Source organism: Bradyrhizobium manausense, from assembly GCF_018129685.1.
Lineage (GTDB): Bacteria > Pseudomonadota > Alphaproteobacteria > Rhizobiales > Xanthobacteraceae > Bradyrhizobium > Bradyrhizobium manausense_D.
In genome coordinates this window covers 1-19486 of the sequence record NZ_JAFCLG010000040.1, presented here as the reverse complement: position 1 = coordinate 19486, position 19486 = coordinate 1, and the positions used below count along the sequence as shown (strand labels likewise).

At 62.3% G+C, this 19486-nt stretch carries 19 protein-coding genes and 1 tRNA gene; 12 read left to right on the top strand and 8 right to left on the bottom strand.

The features are described from left to right. Positions 1–101: 101 nt before the first annotated feature. Positions 102–677, bottom strand: coding sequence for a L,D-transpeptidase (locus JQ621_RS34715; protein ID WP_212241655.1), 576 nt, complete (start codon positions 675–677; stop codon positions 102–104). A 258-nt stretch (positions 678–935) separates the two neighbouring features. Between JQ621_RS34715 and JQ621_RS34710 the strand changes: the two genes are divergently transcribed. The 3 genes from JQ621_RS34710 to JQ621_RS34700 all read left to right on the top strand — a co-directional run bounded on the left by JQ621_RS34710 (position 936) and on the right by JQ621_RS34700 (position 3663). After that, on the top strand, positions 936–2483 hold the full coding sequence (locus JQ621_RS34710) for an acetolactate synthase large subunit (RefSeq protein WP_212241654.1): 1548 nt from the start codon (positions 936–938) through the stop codon (positions 2481–2483). A gap of 186 nt (positions 2484–2669) precedes the next feature. Further along, the gene (locus tag JQ621_RS34705) at positions 2670–3191 is read left to right on the top strand and encodes a hypothetical protein (RefSeq protein WP_212241653.1); all 522 of its coding nucleotides are present in this window, start codon (positions 2670–2672) and stop codon (positions 3189–3191) included. 184 nt (positions 3192–3375) lie between these two features. Further along, positions 3376–3663, top strand: a complete 288-nt coding sequence (locus JQ621_RS34700) for a hypothetical protein (protein ID WP_212241652.1) — start codon at positions 3376–3378, stop codon at positions 3661–3663. Positions 3664–3813: 150 nt separating this feature from the next. Here JQ621_RS34700 and pstB read toward each other — a convergent pair whose 3' ends face one another. Continuing rightward, a complete protein-coding gene (gene pstB, locus JQ621_RS34695) occupies positions 3814–4590 on the bottom strand; it encodes a phosphate ABC transporter ATP-binding protein PstB (RefSeq protein ID WP_212241657.1) in 777 nt (258 codons plus the stop codon). 333 nt (positions 4591–4923) lie between these two features. Between pstB and JQ621_RS34690 the strand changes: the two genes are divergently transcribed. Beyond that, positions 4924–5127 carry a hypothetical protein gene (locus JQ621_RS34690; RefSeq protein WP_212241651.1) on the top strand — a complete coding sequence of 68 codons (204 nt, stop codon included), beginning with the start codon at positions 4924–4926 and terminating at the stop codon, positions 5125–5127. A gap of 164 nt (positions 5128–5291) precedes the next feature. Here the strand turns inward: JQ621_RS34690 and JQ621_RS34685 are convergent, their stop codons facing one another. Further along, the gene (locus tag JQ621_RS34685; protein WP_212241650.1) at positions 5292–6836 is read right to left on the bottom strand and encodes a peroxidase family protein; all 1545 of its coding nucleotides are present in this window, start codon (positions 6834–6836) and stop codon (positions 5292–5294) included. A gap of 557 nt (positions 6837–7393) precedes the next feature. Here JQ621_RS34685 and JQ621_RS34680 point away from each other — a divergent pair. The 5 genes from JQ621_RS34680 to JQ621_RS34660 all read left to right on the top strand — a co-directional run bounded on the left by JQ621_RS34680 (position 7394) and on the right by JQ621_RS34660 (position 12574). Further along, positions 7394–7807 (top strand): hypothetical protein, encoded by a 414-nt coding sequence (locus JQ621_RS34680; protein WP_212241649.1) that lies wholly within the window; start codon positions 7394–7396, stop codon positions 7805–7807. A gap of 152 nt (positions 7808–7959) precedes the next feature. After that, positions 7960–8457 carry a hypothetical protein gene (locus tag JQ621_RS34675; protein WP_212241647.1) on the top strand — a complete coding sequence of 166 codons (498 nt, stop codon included), beginning with the start codon at positions 7960–7962 and terminating at the stop codon, positions 8455–8457. A gap of 170 nt (positions 8458–8627) precedes the next feature. Continuing rightward, positions 8628–9110 (top strand): transcription elongation factor GreA, encoded by a 483-nt coding sequence (greA, locus tag JQ621_RS34670; protein ID WP_212241645.1) that lies wholly within the window; start codon positions 8628–8630, stop codon positions 9108–9110. Positions 9111–9445: 335 nt separating this feature from the next. Further along, the gene (locus tag JQ621_RS34665; protein ID WP_212241643.1) at positions 9446–10588 is read left to right on the top strand and encodes an ABC transporter substrate-binding protein; all 1143 of its coding nucleotides are present in this window, start codon (positions 9446–9448) and stop codon (positions 10586–10588) included. 213 nt (positions 10589–10801) lie between these two features. Next, positions 10802–12574, top strand: a complete 1773-nt coding sequence (locus tag JQ621_RS34660; protein WP_212241641.1) for an adenylate/guanylate cyclase domain-containing protein — start codon at positions 10802–10804, stop codon at positions 12572–12574. Between the two features lie 72 nt (positions 12575–12646). On the opposite strand, the gene JQ621_RS34655 is transcribed toward JQ621_RS34660, so the two are convergent. Continuing rightward, positions 12647–13051 carry a DUF6841 family protein gene (locus JQ621_RS34655; protein ID WP_212241640.1) on the bottom strand — a complete coding sequence of 135 codons (405 nt, stop codon included), beginning with the start codon at positions 13049–13051 and terminating at the stop codon, positions 12647–12649. A 289-nt stretch (positions 13052–13340) separates the two neighbouring features. Between JQ621_RS34655 and JQ621_RS34650 the strand changes: the two genes are divergently transcribed. Beyond that, the gene (locus JQ621_RS34650) at positions 13341–14327 is read left to right on the top strand and encodes an ABC transporter substrate-binding protein (RefSeq protein ID WP_212241639.1); all 987 of its coding nucleotides are present in this window, start codon (positions 13341–13343) and stop codon (positions 14325–14327) included. Positions 14328–14688: 361 nt separating this feature from the next. On the opposite strand, the gene JQ621_RS34645 is transcribed toward JQ621_RS34650, so the two are convergent. The 3 genes from JQ621_RS34645 to JQ621_RS34635 form a co-directional block, all read right to left on the bottom strand. Next, positions 14689–14763, bottom strand: a tRNA-Val gene (locus tag JQ621_RS34645). 162 nt (positions 14764–14925) lie between these two features. Beyond that, positions 14926–16224, bottom strand: coding sequence for a coiled-coil domain-containing protein (locus JQ621_RS34640; protein WP_212241638.1), 1299 nt, complete (start codon positions 16222–16224; stop codon positions 14926–14928). 119 nt (positions 16225–16343) lie between these two features. Beyond that, positions 16344–16952: a DUF1134 domain-containing protein gene (locus JQ621_RS34635; protein WP_212241637.1), complete on the bottom strand. Its 609-nt coding sequence runs from the start codon at positions 16950–16952 to the stop codon at positions 16344–16346. Between the two features lie 141 nt (positions 16953–17093). On the opposite strand from JQ621_RS34635, the gene JQ621_RS34630 reads away from it, so the two are divergent. Beyond that, the gene (locus tag JQ621_RS34630) at positions 17094–17567 is read left to right on the top strand and encodes a YHS domain-containing (seleno)protein (protein WP_212241636.1); all 474 of its coding nucleotides are present in this window, start codon (positions 17094–17096) and stop codon (positions 17565–17567) included. On the opposite strand, the gene JQ621_RS34625 is transcribed toward JQ621_RS34630, so the two are convergent. Further along, positions 17561–18388, bottom strand: a complete 828-nt coding sequence (locus JQ621_RS34625) for a 3'(2'),5'-bisphosphate nucleotidase CysQ family protein (RefSeq protein WP_212241635.1) — start codon at positions 18386–18388, stop codon at positions 17561–17563. The genes JQ621_RS34630 and JQ621_RS34625 overlap by 7 nt on opposite strands. A gap of 177 nt (positions 18389–18565) precedes the next feature. On the opposite strand from JQ621_RS34625, the gene chpT reads away from it, so the two are divergent. Next, a complete protein-coding gene (gene chpT / locus JQ621_RS34620; protein ID WP_212241634.1) occupies positions 18566–19219 on the top strand; it encodes a histidine phosphotransferase ChpT in 654 nt (217 codons plus the stop codon). Positions 19220–19486: the final 267 nt, after the last annotated feature.

Here is a 19486-nt window from a genome sequence, read left to right as displayed (position 1 = left end):
GCCAGGCCACGCCTTGACGGCCGCAAGCAAGGCGTCATGCTCAATGGCAATCGGACGTCGCTTTAATGGTTGCTACGGAAGCGACGTGAGCTAGCGCTTGGTCAGTTGTTGAGCACCACCACGGTGGTGCCGACGCCGACGCGGCCGTAGAGGTCGGTGACGTCGTCATTGGTCATGCGGAAGCAACCCGAGGACACGGCCTGCCCGATCGTCTCCGGCTCGTTGGAGCCATGGATGCGGTAGAGCGTCGAGCCCAGATACATCGCGCGTGCGCCGAGCGGGTTCTCGATCCCGCCCTTCATGTGGCGCGGCAGATCGGGCCGGCGGGCGATCATCTGCGACGGCGGCGTCCACTCCGGCCATTCCTTCTTGGCGGTGATCTTGTGCACCCCGCCCCAGCGGAAGCCGTCGCGGCCGACGCCGATGCCGTAGCGCAGCGCCTGGCCGTTCTGGAGCACCAGATAGAGCCGCCGCTCGGCGGTGTTCACCACGATCGTGCCGGGGGCATAGTTGCCGTTGTACGTGACGGTGGTGCGGGGGATCGGGCTCGAGCCGCCGCCGAGATAGCTGGTGGAGGCGGTACCAGTGAAGTCTATCATTCCCGCCGCGGATGCGTCGGCCGCGCCGGCCAGCAAGAGTGCGATTGCGGTGAGCTGCGCGGCAAAAAACCGGGTCATTGTTTCCCCCAGGAAAAAATCGATTCAACGTCAGCCACAGGCCATATTTGCACGCTTTTCGCAAGCCACGGGGCCGTGAGGCGGCCCATCCCCTTGCGGATGGCGTTACCAAATCGGCAACCGCGCCAACTTGTCGGAAATCGTTAGCCAAACCTGCGCATCGTCATGCGGGGCAGGGCCGCGATGCCCGCTATTGCTTTGACGGGCCGAGCGAACAATGATTGATCGCTGAAATGGCCGGTTGCGGGAGCAGACAGAATGAACGGTGCGGAAAGCCTGGTGCGGACGATGGTCAAGGGCGGGGTGGACGTCTGCTTCACCAACCCGGGCACGTCAGAGATGCATTTTGTCGCGGCGCTCGACCGCGTGCCGGGCATGCGCTGCGTGCTGGGCCTGTTCGAGGGCGTGGTGACGGGTGCGGCCGACGGCTATTACCGCATGAAGGGCACGCCGGCCTCGACCTTGCTGCATCTCGGCCCGGGCCTCGCCAACGGCCTTGCCAATCTGCACAACGCCAAGAAGGCCAATTCCGGCATCGTCAACATCGTCGGCCAGCACGCCGTCTACCACATCGATTACAACGCGCCGCTGACCTCCGACATCGAGGGTCTGGCCCGGCCGATGTCGTCCTGGGTCCGGACCTCGCCGAACTCCAAATCGGTCGCCGCTGACGGCGCCGCAGCGATCGCCGCCGCCAAGAGCGCGCCGGGCCAGATCGCGACCCTGATCCTGCCCGCCGACACCGCCTGGAACGAGGCCGACGGCATCGCCGAGGTGCCGGCCGAACAGCAGCGTGCCAGCTATTCGCCTCAGGCGGTCGAGCAAGCCGCAAAAATCCTGCATGGCGACGGCGAGGGCACGCTGCTGCTGATGACCGGCAGCGCGCTGAGCGAGCACGGCCTGGCGCTCGCCGAGCGCATCGCCGGCAAGACCGGCTGCACCGTGATGGGGCCGACCTTCCGCCCGAAGATGGCGCGTGGCCGCGGCCGTTACTCGATCGACCGCATCCATTACGTCATCGAGAACGCGCTGCCGATGCTGGCCAGGTTCCGTCACATCGTGCTGGTCGAGTCCGACGATCCCGTGGCGTTCTTCGCCTATCCGAACAAGCCGAGCATGCTCAAGCCCGAGGGCTGCGAGGTCCATCGCATGACCTCCTGGGGCGAGAATTCGGTCGCGGCGCTCGAAGCGCTGGCCGGCGCCGTCAGGGCCAGTGCCAAGGACGTCAAGCCGCAGGCTGTGGCTGAACTGGTCAAGCCGACCGGCGCGCTCACCTTCGCCTCGATCGCGCAGGCGATCGCATGCGCGATCCCCGAGAACGCGATCATGGTCGACGAATCCCTCACCACCGGCCGCGGCTTCTTCCCGCCGACGGCCGCCGCCGCGCCGCATGACTGGCTGCAGAACATGGGCGGCTCGATCGGCTTCTCCACGCCGCTGTCGATCGGCGCCGCGATCGCCTGCCCCGACCGCAAGGTCATCACCATGGTCGGCGACGGCAGCGCGATGTACACGATCCAGTCGCTCTGGACGCAGGCGCGCGAGAATCTGAACATCGTCACCATCGTGTTCGCCAACCGTATCTACCAGATCCTGCGCGGCGAGTTCGACAATGTCGGCGCCGGCGAGCCCGGCCAGCGCGCCAACGACATGCTGCGCCTCGACCGCCCGACGCTCGATTTCGTCGCGCTGGCCAAGGGCATGGGCGTGCCCGGCCGCGCCGTCACCAATGCCGACGAGTTCAACAAGGCGCTGGCTGAAGCCGTCGCCGAGCCGGGCCCGCGGCTGATCGAAGTCGTGATGTGACGGCTTGGCTGAGCTCTCTCCCCGCGTCGTCCCGGCGAACGCCGGGACCCATAACCCCAGGGAGAAGTTTGGCGAAGACACGGGGTCCGGGACGCGCACCGCGCGCACTCGATAGACCTCGCGGTATGGGTCCCGGCGTTCGCCGGGACGACATCAAACCTAGAGCGTGACAGGCCCGGAGGCAAAATGCAGACCGAGCTGAACAAGGTGATCGCGGCGCTCAGGGAATTCTATGCCCACGAGACATTCCTGTTCGAGAAGGATGTCGGCGAACGCGCGATCACCCATCGCTTCGCCGTCCATCTCGAGCAGCAATTTTCGGGCTGGACCGTCGACTGCAATTACGACCGTCTCGGCGAGCGCACGTTGCATCTTCCGCACGGCACGATCATCTCGACCGACGATCATCTCGGCAAGTCGATCTATCCCGACGTCGTCGTGCACCAGCGCGAGATCCCGAACAATCTGCTCACCGTCGAGATCCGCAAGGCGGGCAATCACACGCCGCTGGAGCACGACCAGCACAAGCTCAGGGCGCTGACCGATCCGCATATCTGGTTCGCCTATTGGATCGGCGTGCTGCTGGTGCTGGACAGGAACAAGGTCACCAGGTCCGAGGTCTATGTCGGCGGCCTCGTCGACGAGCAACTGTCGCGCTGGTTCGCGGCGCGGCTGGAGGCCGTCGACCTCGGACGCGGCGCGGCCTGACGCATGATGTGTTTTGGTTGAATCGATGCGAACCGAGAGCTCAGAGCACCTCTCCCCGTCGGGGAGAGGTGGTCCCTGACGCCGATTGAACCTGACTCCATCGCGTTTTAGACAGGTCGGACGGGCATCGAACCCGATCCTTCCGGGGCGACACCAAGGGACGTCCCACAAGGAGGACCCGATCATGTCACCCCGCTTCTTTCTCTTCGTTCTGACGACAATTGGCGCGCTGAGCAGCGCCGCGGCGGATGCCGCCAGCCTGTCGACCAATTTGAGCATCCGCTCGCCCGGCGTGAGCAACACGAATGTCTACGCCGGCCCTCCATCGGGCCACGGCGGCTATCCTGGTCCGAAGGGGCCTCCGCCGCTGCCGCATTCCAGCGCGAATGATCCGTTTGACTCCAGCACCAATCTGAACCCCGGCGGTGGAGGCGGCGGCACCAAGCCCAGCAACAAGCCAAGCCTGCAATAGGTCGGCGGCCGCGGCGTCTCAATTCCCAAACGCGTCTGCCGAGCGGGCGTTCCGCCCGCATCGTTGTCACGATGGGAATGCCCGTGACGCTCTATCGCTGGTTGGCGGGATGCCTCGAGCGGACATCCCTGTGAGGCCGCGCTTGCCCTTCTATCCAAAGCGACCGGTGATGAAGCGTTGCGTGCGCAAATCCCGGGGCGATACGAAGATGTCGCGCACGGTGCCGAACTCGGCCATCTCGCCGAGATACATGAAGCCGGCATAGTCCGACACCCGCGCGGCCTGCTGCAGATTGTGGGTGACGATGATCACCGTGTGGGACTGCTTCAATTCGTCGATCGTCTGTTCGATCTTTGCGGACGAAATCGGGTCGATGGCCGAACAGGGTTCGTCGAGGAGAATGACCTCGGGCTGAATGGCTATGGTGCGGGCAATGCTGAGGCGCTGTTGCTGGCCGCCCGACAACGACAGTCCACTCTTGAAAAGATCATCTTTCACCTCGTCCCAGAGCGCTGCGCGCCGCAATGCGGCTTCGACCGCCGCATCCGTCTCTGCCTTGGTGAGTTGGCGATTGAGCGAAATCCCGAATGCGACGTTGTCGTAGATCGACATGGGAAACGGCGTCGGCCGCTGGAATACCATGCCAATGCGCGTTCTCAGGACAACGGCGTCGAGGTTTTTCCTCAGAATATCCTGCCCGTCGAGCAGCACCTCGCCCTCGACCCGCTGGCCAGCGTACAGGCTGTACATCCGGTTGAACACGCGCAGCAATGTCGACTTGCCGCACCCGGAGGGGCCAATGAGCGCCGTGACGCGATTGGCATAGATCGGCATGGATATGTCTTTGAGAGCCTGGATGCCGTCCTGATAGTAGAAATTGAGATGCCGGACGCTGATCTTTTCCGCAGGGAGCTGCTGATCGGGCATCGAGCGGATCACTTTGGCCAGCTGATCGATCGCCGCCGCGGACCTTGCAGTCCCTTCGGCACGAATCCTCTCGATCGTTGCTTCGCTTATGCTTCCCACGACCAAACTCTCGTCCATCGACGACTGTGTCCTGCATAGACCCGGTTGTGATGGCGCGCCTTGATCAGGCTCAACGACCGAACCAGGCCGCGCAGTTGCCGTGCCATCGCAGGCGCGTCGGGATCGGCCTGCGCTGGCGCGCCGACCCGCATTGATCCCGGTCAAGCCGGTTGCGGCGAGGATCGTTATGCTGATCCGGTTCCGTTGCCAGGTCCTCAGCCGGGAGAGAGCGCAATGCCGGACGAACATCCCCGAAAGAAACCCGCAGCAAAGACGCCGGCCGAACAATTGGGTTTGCCGCAGGACGAAAACTGCCCTGCACCCGTCAAGCCGCTGCTGACGGGTATGACGGGAATGCACATCGACAGAGCCGATGAGGATACGGTGAGTGGCTCGCCGGGTGCCGACATCGATCGCGATGTGGCAGAGGACGAATGAGCCGTCATCGGTTTGCAGGCCGGATCTTCGCGTCGTCGCAGCACGAGCCGGCGCGCTGCGTGTTGCTTTCCACGTGACCTTCCGGCCGCAGCCGGACGCTCGCCTGTGAATCAAAGGGCCGCCCGCCCGATGCGAGCGGCCCTTGCGTGTCAGCCGTCACCAGCTCAATGCAGAGCCGGGCCCTGGCCCAGCGCGTAGGTCACGAGATCCTTCAGCTTGAAGTCGGGACCGGTCACCGGGGCCCAGTTCGGATCGAGCGACAGCACGGAGGAGGCGTCGCCGAACATCATGCCGAGGAAGACTTCGGCGACGATGCGGCCGCCGACGGGCCCCAGCTGGGGTGTGTTGATGCCGCTCGCCGGCGCGCCGGTGGCGGGGATATTGACGGCGGTCTGGAACTGGCGCGCTTCCGCGAGGATGTAAGTCCACAGCGGACAGTTGCCCTTGAAGACGCCGTTGGCAATCGATGCGATCGGAACTTGCGGATCGCCTGCCGGATCGGGATTGTCGACGGCCCGGCCGACGATGATCTTCTCGTCGGCCAGCGGCGTCTGGTGCATCGCCCTGGCGACCGCCTGGCCCGACGGCAGACCAAGCCGCCAGCCGCGTTCGAGATTGCGAAGCGCGAGCGACGACGGATTGGACGCGACCTCCGGCGGCAGCTTGCGCAGCGGATCGACCAGCGAGGTGTCGATGCGATAAGCGAACTGGAGACGCCGCTTGTTGTCGGCATTGGTGCTGTCGCCCTCGACGCCATAAGCGCGCTTGTCGATGTCGATGAAGCGGCCCCAGTCGATGGCGCGTCCGGGACCCATGGAGCGGAAACCGGTCAGCGCGTTGTTGTCGGGGTTGTTGGGATCGGGGAAGATCTGCAGCAGCATGTTGTCGGCGTCGTTCAGCCGGTAGCCGGGCCGGATCATGGAATGTCCAAGCCGGTAGGCCGCAACCGAAAACTCGACTGGCATATAGGGATAAGTGTGCCAGTGATAATAGGCGAGCTTGCTCCGGTCGTAGCGACCGCCGGTCTTGAGATCGTTCAGCACGCTGGCGGTGACGATCCGCGGCAGGAAATCGTTGAGCACGACATATTGGTAGTGGAAGCGCACACGCTGTTGCACGTCCTGGAAGGAAAGCGTGTCGTTGTCGTCGGCCATGCGGTTGTGGACGCGCAGCATCAGTCCCTGGAACTGCGAGACGATGCTGTTCTCGTCGTTGCGGGGGTCGCCGATCAGTGCGCGGCCCTTGAAGCGCGGCAGGTCGAAGGCGCTGGAGACGCCGGTGCCGCTGAGCGGATCGCCGAGGAGAAATTTGCCGCTGGCGTCGTACATGTAGGGCTGGTCGTTCGGGCCGCGGCCGTAGAGATTGTCCAGGTCGAACGACGGCGTCCGGAAATCGATCAGCCCGTCCGGATCCTGCTGCTTGGTCAGCGAGCTCACCGGGTCGAAGGTGATGTCGTGATCGATGAACTGGCCGAAATAGGTATAAAGCGCGGGAATTCCGCTCTCCTCGGCATCGGGGCCGTCCCTGGGCGGATCAAAATCCCCGACCATGTTGTCGGCGAGCGCCGCAAGGTTGGCGATGTTGTCGGCCTCGTTCGGGCCGAACGTTGCCGGTGTCAGCGTGCGGAACATGCGGCCGAAGCGGCCTTGTGACAGCGGCGAGCGGGTAGCGTTAAGACCGCGGGGCGGCGTGGCGTGACGACTGCTCATGAATAACCTCCTTGAAAAGTTACGACGGCAAGCAACTAAAGCTAAGGTTGTTCGTCATAAAATATGCAGGTGAGGCTAGATCGGGGATTTTGGCCTCGCAATGCGCTGCTTCACACATTGCGCGACAGCGTGCGGTTCCGGGGATGAGCGTCGCGGGCAAGCTGCGGATGCGCTTTGCGAATTCTTCCAGCGCAGATTCCGAATAACATTCTCGTCATCGAAATCAGCCGGCGTTGAAGCAACGTCAGCTTCGCCGACCTATTCGTCGGCGATTGAGGTGATGAATATCGTGTTCGCGCATGAATTGTGTCGGCGTGGGCATGCCGCCTCGCTGGCGGCGCGTGCTCCCGCGCGTCCCCGGCACATTGTCGGTCGTGTCCTTGCGGCGGAGCGTGCGTCGGGGTCGGCATGGGCCTATGATGCGACAGGCCGCTGCGGCAGTGTGATCCCGGCCACAGTTTGCAGCCCGGGTCCCGCTTATCGTGGGCGGACTTGCACGCGCCGATCCGGCGGGACTACGCTTCCGTCATTGGGGATCAGGCATTTTGGAGGTTCTGATGCAAAAATCATATTTGCTGGCTGCGACCGCGGCACTGGCGCTCATCCTGCACACACCGCTCGCTCTGGCGCAGAGCGCGCCCGCCGCGGGTGACACGCCGCCGGCGGCAGCGGCCACCACGCCGCCCGCCGCGACGACCGCGCCTGCTGCGCCCGCTGCACCGGCCGCGACCACCGCGCCTGCGACGACCGCTGCACCGGCCGCGAACGCGAACGCCGCGCCCACTGCCAACACCGACAATTCGACCCCACCGGCCGGCGCGAAGAAGAGTGCCGACAAGAAGCCGGCGAAGAAGAAGATGACGCGCCAGCAGGAGATCGATCATTCGATCGACAACGGCACCGTTCCGGCCCGCTATCGCAACTCGGTGCCGAAGGAATACCAGCAGTATATTCCGTTCGAGAAGCAGTGACGGAACGCATCGTGGCGCGCGGTGCTGCCCGCTTGCGCCGCGGTGGAACGGGTCGCGAGCCATGCAGCGGCGGTGGCTCGATCTGACCTGCGGCCCCTGTGGCGGTCGGCGGCGCCGGTGCTAGACTGCGCCGAGCCCGGGGGGAAGCTTTGATGAGTGACGATGCGAAGGATGCTGGCCTTGTGGCGATGATCGGCAGCATCCTGGGCGGCAACAAGCGCGCGGAAGCCGCCGGCCCGCCGCCGCTTGCCGACTTCCTCCCATCCGCTCCTGCGGCGGCACCGGCCCCTGTGGTCGTCGAGATCCCTGAGGCGGCCTCGCCGAAACTTCAGAACGCATCCGAGAAGGACGCATCCGAGGCCGTGGCGACGACGCCGAAGCCGGCGCAGCCGGTCAGTCAAGCCCTGACGCCGGATGGCAAGCGGCTGTTGCCGGCGGAGGCGATTGCCGATCTCGTGCTCGGCGAGCTGCGCAAGATCGAGGGTTTTCCCGCGTCCGGCGTTTCGGTCACCGTGTACGGCTACAGGCACTGGAACGCGATGCTCACCTTCGCGCCGTTCTCGACCAATTTCCAGAATGCAACACGGTTCCGCCAGGCCCTGCCTGACCTCGTCTTCAAGCTACGCCGTTTCGTCGAACTTGAGATATAAGGATCGATGGAATTTGGTTGAATCGATGCGAGCCGGAACACGTACACCTCTCCCGTAGGGAGAGGTCGGATCGCATCGAAGATGCGGTCCGGGTGAGGGGCTTCGGTCTCACTGGGCGCCGCGGCGCCCAAGTCTGATACATCGCCCGAACAGCACGACAGGATTTCGAATTGAGCGTCGCCTTTACCAAGGAAGAGAGCGCCGAGACCGCCTCCGAGACGTTGCTGCCGGATCGTCCGATCTCGCCGCACCCGAACCTCGTGACGGAGACTGGCCTGCTGGCATTGCAGACGCAGCTCAAGGACGCGCGCGAAGCCTATGAAGCCGCGCAAGCCATCGAGGACGTCAACGAGAAGCGCCGGCAGTCGGCCGTGCCCCTGCGCGACCTGCGCTATCTGACCGAGCGCCTGCGCACGGCGCAGCTGGTTCCCGATCCCGCATCGAACGACGTTGTCGCCTTCGGCAGCACCGTGACCTTCAGCCGCGCCGACGGCCGCGTGCAGACCTACCGCATCGTCGGCGAGGACGAAGCCGATCCGAAAGCCGGCTCGATCTCGTTCGTGTCGCCTGTCGCGAAGTCGCTGATGGGGAAGGCGGTGGGTGATGTCGTGGGGGCTGGCGCGCAGGAGATCGAGGTGCTGGCGATCGGCTGATGGCGCCTGTGAATCGCCAGATCGCCCGCTAGGGGAAGTCATCGAGCGACGGCTGCTTAGCCGGAAAAGCGGAGAATAAGCCGGCCCTTCGCGGGCCGCTGACCGCGCGTCGATACGATCGTGAGACAGTGCTGCTCGTCTTTGGCGACCCCAGACATTTTTTCACCGGACCGGTCCCGGCCGTCTTCCATGTTGTTAGTTTTGACATTTACACTGTCATCAATTTGAAGACTGCACGCTCCATGGAGGTGGAGATTCCAGAAAGGATGCTCAACCTGGCCGACGAGGTGATCGAATAATTTGGCCCATCGCTTCGTTTGACACCGTGAGGTTACATGTCCGCTGATGGGAGCGGACCGGAAAGCCTGTTGCTGATCGCCGAACTGACGCAATTGATCCGATGCAGACGTTTTGCTGGATTAGCCTGCTGGCGCAACGCTCAGGCTTGTGATCATATTAGTTCGCAAATCCTAGCGGACACGCTCTCCTGGATGATTAGACGACGGGATTTTCTGGCTTTTGCCGGCGGAGCGGTTTTGCTGCCGCGGCCGAGTCTCGCTAAGCAGCAGACCCCCATCCGACGCATCTCGATACTGGGTCTCGGTGTGAGGAACGCCGGCAACGACGCTTACTTCACCGCTCTCACGAAATCCCTTGCATCGCGTGGCTGGATCGAGGGGAAGAACATTATCCTTGACTTCCGCTGGGCAGAAAACGACGAGGCCAAGCTGGGGCTGTTTTCTGACGAGATTTTGGACTTGAAGCCGGACGTAATCGTTGCCCCGACCACGCGAGTAGCAGCTACGTTCAAGCAGAAAACAAGGACAATCCCCGTCGTGTTTGTTGCGGTAGGGGATCCTGTTGCCAGCGGGCTCGTTGACAGTCTCGCTCATCCCGGCGCGAATATTACTGGGTTTTCCAATTTTGAACCGACGCTGTTTCAAAAGGCCGTGGAAATACTGAAAGAGATCAGTCCGGGACTAATGTCTGTTTCCTGGATGTACGACGTCGACGGGATCAGCCATTCGTATGGAGGCCCGGATATAGAAGCTGCCGCTTACAAACTCGGGATCAAGTTTTTCGACCGTCCTGTGCGCAATGCGTCCGAAATTGAGGCCTTGATAGCAAATCAGGGCGAAACGTCGGGTGCGGGTCTCGTGGTGGCTGGTGAGCCATTTATGATTTCAAACCTGAACCTGATTGTGACCCTGACGATCCGATTTCGGATACCTGCGATATACTTCTTTCGGGCGTTTACAGCTGGGGGTGGATTGGTTTCGTACGGGAATGACCTCGTCGACGCATATTGGCAGGCCGGCTTGTATGTTGATCGGATACTGAATGGTGACAAGCCTGAGAGCCTGCCTGTGCAAGCGCCGTCAAAGTTTGAACTCATCATCAACCAGAAAGTGGCCAGTGAAATTGGACTCTCGGTTCCGCCAACGCTACTGGCGCGCGCCGACGAGGTGATCGAATAGTTGTCCGACTTGCTGCAGCACAAGATTCCGGTTCTGGCCCGAAGGCGAAGATCGCGATGGCGCCCGGCAGTTCAGAAGCCGAGGCCAGACCGGACGTGGTGGTGACGCGACCAAATCGACGAGAATGACCCAAACCGGAAGTCGACCCTAGTCCTGCGGCGGCCCGATATGCTTTTATGCGCTGGGTTGAGATTGCAAATCTAGGGGTATTCCTTGACCGTCGAGCGAGTAGAACGGCGTCTGGCAGCGATATTTGCGGCTGACGTCGAGGGATACAGCCGCCTGATGGGAGCGGACGAGGTCAGCACACTGCGAAATTTGACCCAACGACGAGCCATCCTTGATGGCCTAATTGCCTCATTCCGGGGCAGGATAGTCAATACCGGCGGGGATAGCGTACTGGCCGAATTCGGTAGTGCCGTCGATGCCGTACAGTGCGCCGTCGAGGGGCAGGCGGCACTTGGCGCAGCCAATGTAGGACTATCACCCAACCTTCACATGAACTTTCGGATCGGCATCCACGTGGGCGACGTGATGGTGAAGGCTGGCGACCTCTTTGGCGACAGCGTCAATATTGCAGCACGACTTCAAACAATCGCTACCGCCGGAGGCGTCTGCGTATCCGGTATTACGCACGACCAAGTCAGAAAAATTCTGCCATTTGTGTTCACGGACCTTGGTTTGCAGCAAGTCAAGAACATCGACGAGCCGGTTCGGGCTTTCGCCGTATGCGCAAAAGGTGACTTCGTAATTACAGACGACACTACCGCGTCGGTGACGCTCGCGCTCCCCGACAAACCCTCCATCGCTGTGCTGCCCTTCCAAAACATGAGCGGCGATCCGGAGCAGGAATATTTCGCGGACGGCATGGTAGAGGACATCATCACCGCTCTATCGCGGTTCAAATCGCTGTTCGTAATCGCGCGAAATTCGAGTTTCACCTACAAAGGTAAAGCTGTTGATATCAAGCAAGTGGCACGGGATTTAGGGGTCCGATATGTTCTTGAGGGAAGTGTCCGAAAATCGGCTAATCGCATCAGGATCACGGGACAGTTGATCGACGCAGCTTCTGGCGCTCATTTGTGGGCAGACAGATATGACGGAGCACTCGATGACGTCTTTAAACTGCAGGATCAAATCGCTGCTAGCGTGGTTGGCGCCATCGTCCCCAGCCTAGCCCAAGCTGAAATAGAACGTGCGAAACGAAAACCTATTAATAGTCTTGATGCGTACGACTATTACCTGCGAGGTTTAGCCGCACACTGGCAATACACAAAGAGCGACAATGAAAAAGCAATCGCTCTCTTTGAGCGATCCGCAGCATTGGACCCGCAGTTTGCGCCAGCTCAATCCGCGCTGTCAGCGACACTATCTTCTCGCTGGGGTTGGGAGTGGAGCGCGAATCCGGCAGATGACGCAGCTCGTTCAATTTCCTGCGCGAACATCGCTTTGCGTCTTGGGAGGCACGACCCGTTAGTATTGGCGCAGTCGGCGACAAGTCTAGTCATTTGCGGCGATGAGGTTGAATTAGCAGATGGGTTTTTTGAGGATGCAATACGGCTGAATCCTAACGAATTGAACGGATGGATGTGGGGCGGATTGGCGAAAGTGTTGCTGGGCAAGCACCAACATGCGATTGAGTATCTTCAACGCGCATTGAGAGTAAGTCCGCTAGACCCCCGAGTTTTCTTTGCACAAGACATATTGGGTTTAGCCCATTTTTTTCTTGGTAACTATGAGGAGGGACTTAGTTGCGCCGTAGCAGCATCCCTTCATCATTCTAACTATGCCCCAGCTCTTCGCACCGCCATGGCTTGCAATGCACTGTTGGGCAAGATCGAAGATGCACGAAGGCTCTGGGGGCTGGTTGCTCTGCTTTCTCCATCTGATCGCGTATCCACGCAAAAGCAGCGGACGAAGTATCGCAGAGAAGAGGACCGTGTGAAGCTGGATGAAGCCTATCGAAGCGCTGGAATGCCGGAATAAGGATGTCTCGCTCCTGGAACAATAAGTTTTTTCGCGGCCCATGTCCGTTTGTGGCCGAAGTCGGAAGTTTGTTCAAGCGATGGGACCGCCCGAGTCGCAATCGATTGCGATCAGCTCCACAATCCTGATCTCATTGTTGCTCTTGTGAAGTTGGTAGCAGTATCGGCCCCGCTCGATCTCAGCGCCCGAGGATGCCTTCCGGATTGTGGTCGCAAAATACAGTACTGTGCTCTTATTCAAGCGCTGAATGTGCGGGTCGGAAATTTCGCTTTTGGCATATCCAAGGGGTCGCAGTCGCTGCACAGGCATCGCCAAGAATGCCACGATGGCATGTTTGTCGCCGTGGTAGAGAATGCAGTTCGGAAGCACCGCAAACGATGGTTCAGCGTAGAATTCGGCCCCGGCTGTCGCGTCTTTCGAGAATGCTTCGTAGTAGTTTGCCATAAATGCATGAATTTCTTCGTCAGGAATAGCCATCGCAACTCCAATACCGGTCGTCGAAAGCGACTAGGTGTATCAATTTAACCCTCATGGCACTGAACGGCCCAGTGCCGACAGCGAGATGCTATCTCGCTGATCAAGTTTCGCAATGTCGCCTGTTGGCCCATCGCTTCCGTTGACGTCGTGCAGGTACACGTCCGTTGATGGGAGCGGACCGGAGGCCTGTCGCTGATTGCCAAACCCAGGCGATTGACCTTGAACGGACCTTAGCCCTTCCAATTCACCGGTTCGCATCTAGAATGTTCGTCGTTGGGGAACGGCGAGCATGAGACGGCGCGAATTTCTCGGTACACTGGGCGGCGCTGCGCTGGGATATCCGTTTGCGACGCACGCAGAGAAGGCCATTCCCGTCATCGCGATCCTCGGCAGCGGCGCAGCGAGCGCGGAGTCGAGCCGACAACAGATGTTACAGCTTGATGCAGGCTTGCGGGAAGTTGGGCTGATAGCGGAACGCGACTACATTTTCGATGTTCGTTGGGCAGGCAGTGACGCAACCCAGTTTTCGGCGCTGGCGGCCGAACTGTTGGCGCAGAACCCACGAGCCGTCGTGGTCTCCACCAACCTCGCGGCGCTTGCAGTGCAAAAGCTATCGCGGACAGTGCCAATCGTCGGGACTGGTTTGAACGCCCCAGTGGCCACTGGATTAGCGGCAAGCCTGGCCCATCCCGGCGGCAATATCACCGGTGTTGCCACCATGGCAGAGGATACTCAACTCAAGCTTCTCGATATGTTGCACGAGACACTACCGGGCATGCGGCACGTCCTCGCTATCGCAAACCCGACCAATCCCTCGACCCCACCCATGGTCGCGCCGTTGACGGTCCAAGCGGCGAAAAATGGGATCGTCCTTCATGTGGTGAACGTTACCGCGCCAGCGGATCTCAACGGCGCATTCGGCGAACTGTCTAGGCAGCCTGTAGGCGCGGTCTTCGTGCTAACCGACAACAGTCTGTATGGACTGTCGGAAACGATCATCGTTCGTGCCCTCGCGTTGCATGTGCCGGCGTTTGGCTGCTTCGGCGCGCCTTTTGCAAAGGCGGGCGGGGTCTTCGCCTATTCGCGCGACCCGAAGGAAGCTTTCCAAGGTGTAGCGCGTCTGCTGAAGAAGATTCTCTCTGGCGCCGCTCCCGCTGACATTCCATTCGAGCAGCCAACAAAATTCAATCTGTACATAAATCTCAAGACGGCAAAATCGCTCGGCATAACGGTGCCCACAACCTTGCTCGCGACCGCCGACGAGGTGATCGAGTAAGTGCGTCCGCTTCTGGCCCTTCCGCCCTGGTTGGACTGGCATCAAGCCGCAGCTTCAATGCTGCCATCATGCGCCTGTTTTGCCCGACGGAGCAAGAAAAATTCGGAAAATTCGCAAGCCGTTGATCCGGCTTTCGTAAGTCCTTGATCCGATTGACGTCGGCTACTGTGCATGGGGTTGTTTTGGACGGTTTGGCGGAGCGGAAGCAAGACGCCCCAGTCCGTCTACGCTCTTCGAGCTACGCCGGACACGCTTCGCCGTGAGTTTGATGGTGGCTTGCCGAGCCGTAGCTCGCGGCGGCAGCCCGCCTGCGCCCTTTGGGCTTCGGCGCGGCATCCTCTCTCGCTTCGCGAGCGAAGGATGGTGGGCGCACAAGGGATCGAACCTTGGACCTCTCCCGTGTGAAGGGAACGCTCTCCCGCTGAGCTATGCGCCCGGGACCATCATGCAGGCGGCCGGACCTTGTCGGCCGGCCGGTGCATCGCAAGCCCGCGATTTAGAAGTGCGGGCTATCAGTGTCAAGTTTTCAGGCGGCTTGGGGGCTGAAAACCTTCCGCCGAATTGCGCAGTTCGGCGCTAGGCGCGGATTTTGGGCAGATCACGCGCCCTGCTGCCGGGCGCGGGAGGCATGTGCCTGCAGCGCGCGAATCCGCTCGGCGAGCGTTCCGCCACCCTCGGGCAGGCTGGCCGTGGCCGCGCCATTGGTCGCGGTGCCGCCTGCCGGACGGGCGGCCTGCTTCGGCGGCTGGCCGGCCTCGGCCGCCAGCAGCGCCTCGATCGGCGAGTTCGGGCCCTCGAGCTGCATCGCGAGCTTTGCGACCTCCGCGGCGATGTCGTTGATGCGCTCGCGCAGCAGCGCGTTCTCCATGCGCTCGGTCGCCCAGGAGCTCTCGGCCTGCTGCTGGATCGCATTGATGTCGCGCTGGAGCTTCGCGCGCTCGTCGCGGGCGGTGCGCAACTGCTCCTCCAGCGCGGCCTTTTCAGCGCGCAGCGTCTCCATCGCGGCGGAGGATTTGCCACCGCTCAACGCGGCGATCTCGACGCGCAAATCCTTGATGGTGCGCTCGGCGCCTTCGTTGGTCTGTCGCAGCTGGTTGTTCTCGTACTCGCGCTCGGCGAGCAGCTTGCCTTGCGTGGCGAGGCGGCCTTCGAGGTCGGTGACGCGCCCCGAGAGCATCTCGGCTTCCTTCACCTGCAGCATGAGCTGCCGATCGAGCTCGGTGACGCGCTGGCTCAGATTCTCGACGCGGCCCCGCGCCTCGGCGAGCTCGCGCGAGGCGGTCTCGGATTCGGTGCGCTCCTGCGCCAGGCGCGCCTGCGTCGCGGAAAATTCCTTTTCGGCATCGCCGACACGGTTCTTCAATTCCTCGATCTGGGCGCGCACCGCCACCAGCTCGACCTGGCGGCTCTCCGCCATCATCGAACGGTCCGACAGTTCGGAGTTGATCTTGGCAAGCTCGGCCTGCTTGTCGGTCAGCGCGATTTCGGCGGCGCGCAGCGCTTCGGTCTTGGCGTTGAATTCCTCCTCGGTGGCGCGGAGCTGTTCCTTCACCGCCTTCTCGCGCGCCTCGAGCGCGAAGATCGTGGCGTTCTTCTCGCCGAGCTCGATCTTCATGCGATTGATGGCGTCGCTCTTCTTGCCGAGTTCGGCGAGCTGGCTCGTGGTCTTGTTCTTGAGCTGGTCGACGCTCATCTCCAGCCGGCGCGCCGACATGGCGAACTCGGCGCGGAGCTGGTCCTTGTCGGCCTGGATCTCCGCCATCGACAGCGGCGTTGCGGCCTCGAGCCGGCGCGTGGTCAGGCGCACCGCGCGGTTATGCACCAGCGGCACGATGGCGAGCCCGCACAGCATCGACAGCAGGAAACCGATCGCCAGGTACATGATCGGTTCGACCATGGGTCAGGACTCCGCCAAACAAGGAAAAATTTACCAAAGACAATGCATGGCGGGCCGGCAAAAAGCCAGCCCCGCCCTGTTGTTAACGTGAATCCGGAAACCTGACCGGGGAGGGAGCGCTAGAACGGGTTCCAGGTCGCCCGCGGCGTGTATTTCAGATAGCCGATATTGGCGCCCAGCCTCAAGCCGAGGCCGGAGCGGATCGGCACCAGCACGATGTTGTTGGCGGTGAGCGCCGTCATGCCGAAGCCGCCGATGATATAGGCCGAGCCGTCGATGCCGGCGAAGCGCTGGTAGATCGCGTTGGTGGCGGGCAGGTTATAGACCAGCGTCATGGTGCGCGCGCCGTCGCCGCCCCAGTCGAAGCCGAGCGAGGGACCCTGCCAGTAGACGCGCAGGTCGCCGGCGTTCTTGGTGTAGAGCGTGCCTTCGCCATAGCGCAGGCCGGCGACGAAGGCCCCGGAGCCTTCCTCGCCGAGGATATAGCCATTGGGCAGGCCCCACTGGCTGACCGCCTTCTCGATGATCGAGGCGAGGCCGCGCGAGACATTGCCGAAGAAGCGGTGGCCGGCGGTGACGAGTTCGTCCGGTCCATAGGTGTTCGGGGTCGGGGCCCGCTGCGGCGCCGGCAGGTCCGGCGGCGGCGCGGCCGTCTGGGCGGAGGCCGGCACGGTCCAGCCAGCCAGCGCAATGAGCGCCGCTGCGGCAAGGCGTGATGCGAAAGTCATAAAAGAACCCCTGGTATCGATCCCGGTCCGCTTCCCTTAACCTGATGCTATTAGGCACGGCCCTAGGTTGCGCCGGATGTCCCCTCGACTCGGATGTTATCCGCAGCAACTATGACGGCACAACGGCAGGAAGATAGCCCTTTGCGCCTAGGAATTGCCTTGATCGGCCTGCTGGCGGGCATATGGCTCGGCTTGTCCGGGTTGCCGGTTCGCGCGGCCACCACCGAGCGGATCGTCGTCAATCGCTTCTCCGGCGTCGCCATCGAGGGCTTCGACCCCGTGGCCTATTTCGTCGATGGCGCGGCCGTGCAGGGGACGGCGCAGTTCGAGGCCAACCTCTGGGGCGCGGTCTGGCGCTTCCGCAACGACGGCAACCGGGCCGAATTCCTCGCCCATCCCGAAGTCTACGGCCCGCAATACGGCGGCTACGACCCGGTCGACATCGCGCGCGGGGTGCTCAACGCGGCCAATCCCCGCTTCTTCGCGATCGCGGCGCAGCGGCTCTATCTGTTCAGCCGGGAAGACAATCGCGACGCCTTCGCGGCCAACCCCGAACGCTTCCTCTACGACGCCGGCAAGCGCTGGCCGGCGCTTCAGGACAAGCTCGGTCAGTAGGTCGTTACCGCCTCGGCGTCGCTCCAGGCGATGAAGTCAGGGATGATGAAGCCGGTATCGGCGCGCTCGCCGAACCGGAGCTCGCCGCCCCTGCCGTCGGTCACCTTGCCGCCAGCCGCCGTCACGACCGCGCAGCCCGCCCCGACGTCCCATTCGCAGGTCGGCCCGAAGCGCGGATAGATGTCGGCGCTGCCCTCGGCGATCCGGCCGAATTTGACGGCCGAGCCGCAGGTCTTTCTGACGGCGTTGGGTCTGTTGTCGATGAAGGCTTCGCTCCTGGGGTCGCCATGCGAACGGCTCACCGCGGCGATCCACGGCTCCCCGGCCTTTGGCAGCTTGCGGCCATGGATCGGCTCGGCAGCGCCGATGGTTGCGCCGTCAAATCGCACGCGTTCGGCGCCGCGGCCGACGATGCCGCGCCAGAGCAGCCCCAGCGCCGGTGCGCTGACGATGCCGAGCAGCGGCATGCCTTCGGTGACGAGGGCGAGGTTCACGGTGAACTCGTCACGTCCGGCGACGAACTCCTTGGTGCCGTCGAGCGGATCGATCAGGAAGAAGCTGCCGCGAAACGGCGGCGAGGCGAGGTGGGTGCGCTCTTCCGAGAGTGTCGGCACGTCGTCTGCAAGCCGGGCGAGGCCCTCGGCAATGATTCGGTCCGCGGCGAGGTCGGCTTCGGTCACCGGCGAGCCGTCTTGCTTGCCGTCGATCCGCATCGCGGAGCGGTTGACGCTCAAGATCGCCTCGCCGGCCTGCACCACCAGCGCGGTCAGAGGCTCCATCAGCCGGCTGGCGGCCTCGCCGTCGATGATCCTCACCTGCATGCCTCATTCATTGGCAAGTTTCGTCTCTCTCTCGGTTGATTCGCCCGTGGTGCTTTATGGCCGCTTCGAACCTATCGCAAGCTTCCTGCCACGGGCGGGCGAATGATAGAACCGCAGCGACATTCTAAGCCATGCGTGATTCGCCGCGTCCACGCCGTGCAATTCCAGGAACCCTTTATGTCTGACGCTCCGTCTTCAGGTACCGCTTCCGCTCCCGATATGCTCGAACTCGCGGCCCTGCTGTGCTCGCGGGTCTGTCATGATCTCATCAGCCCGGTCGGCGCCATCGTCAATGGGCTCGAAGTGCTCGATGACGACCCCAAGCCCGAGGACCGCGAATTCGCGCTCGACCTCATTCGCAAGAGTGCCAAGACCGCCTCCGCCCGCCTGCAGTTCTGCCGCCTCGCCTTCGGCGCGGCCGGTTCCTCCGGCGCGCAGATCGACCTCGGCGATGCCCAGACCATGGCAAAGGGCCACATCGAGGACGGCAAGTGCTCGATCACGTGGAATCTCCCGCGGCTGCTGCTGCCGAAGAATCGCGTCAAGTTGCTGCTCAATATGCTGGTGGTGGCCCAGCACACGATCCCGCGCGGCGGCATGCTGACGATCGATCCGATCGGCGAGGGCGAGACGATGAGCTTCCGTATCACCGCGACCGGACACAATGCGCGCCTGCCGCAGAACATCTCCGAGCTTCTGAGCGGCGAACGCGGACCGGCTGCAGATGCACATGCGATCCAGCCTTATTATACGCGGCTATTGGCGCAGGCCTGCGGGCTCACCGTGACACTCAAGCCCGAAGGCGAGGCGATCATCATTACCGCTTCGTAAACGCGCACGTCGCTCTCAGAGGTAAATTGGTGCTTTACAAGGCGCTTCGGCTTGTCCGGAGCGCCTTATGTCTTTGTTGGTTCCGTTCTTTTGCACATACTCAACCATTATTAAACGCTTTGCGGTGAAGCTGGCCCCATTCCGATCTGGCGCATCACAATTCGTGCGCGCCCTCCCTGTATGAAGGCCTGTTTTCATGGATGATCTGTTGCGGGAGTTTCTGACGGAGACCAGCGAGAGCCTGGACACCGTGGACAATCAGTTGGT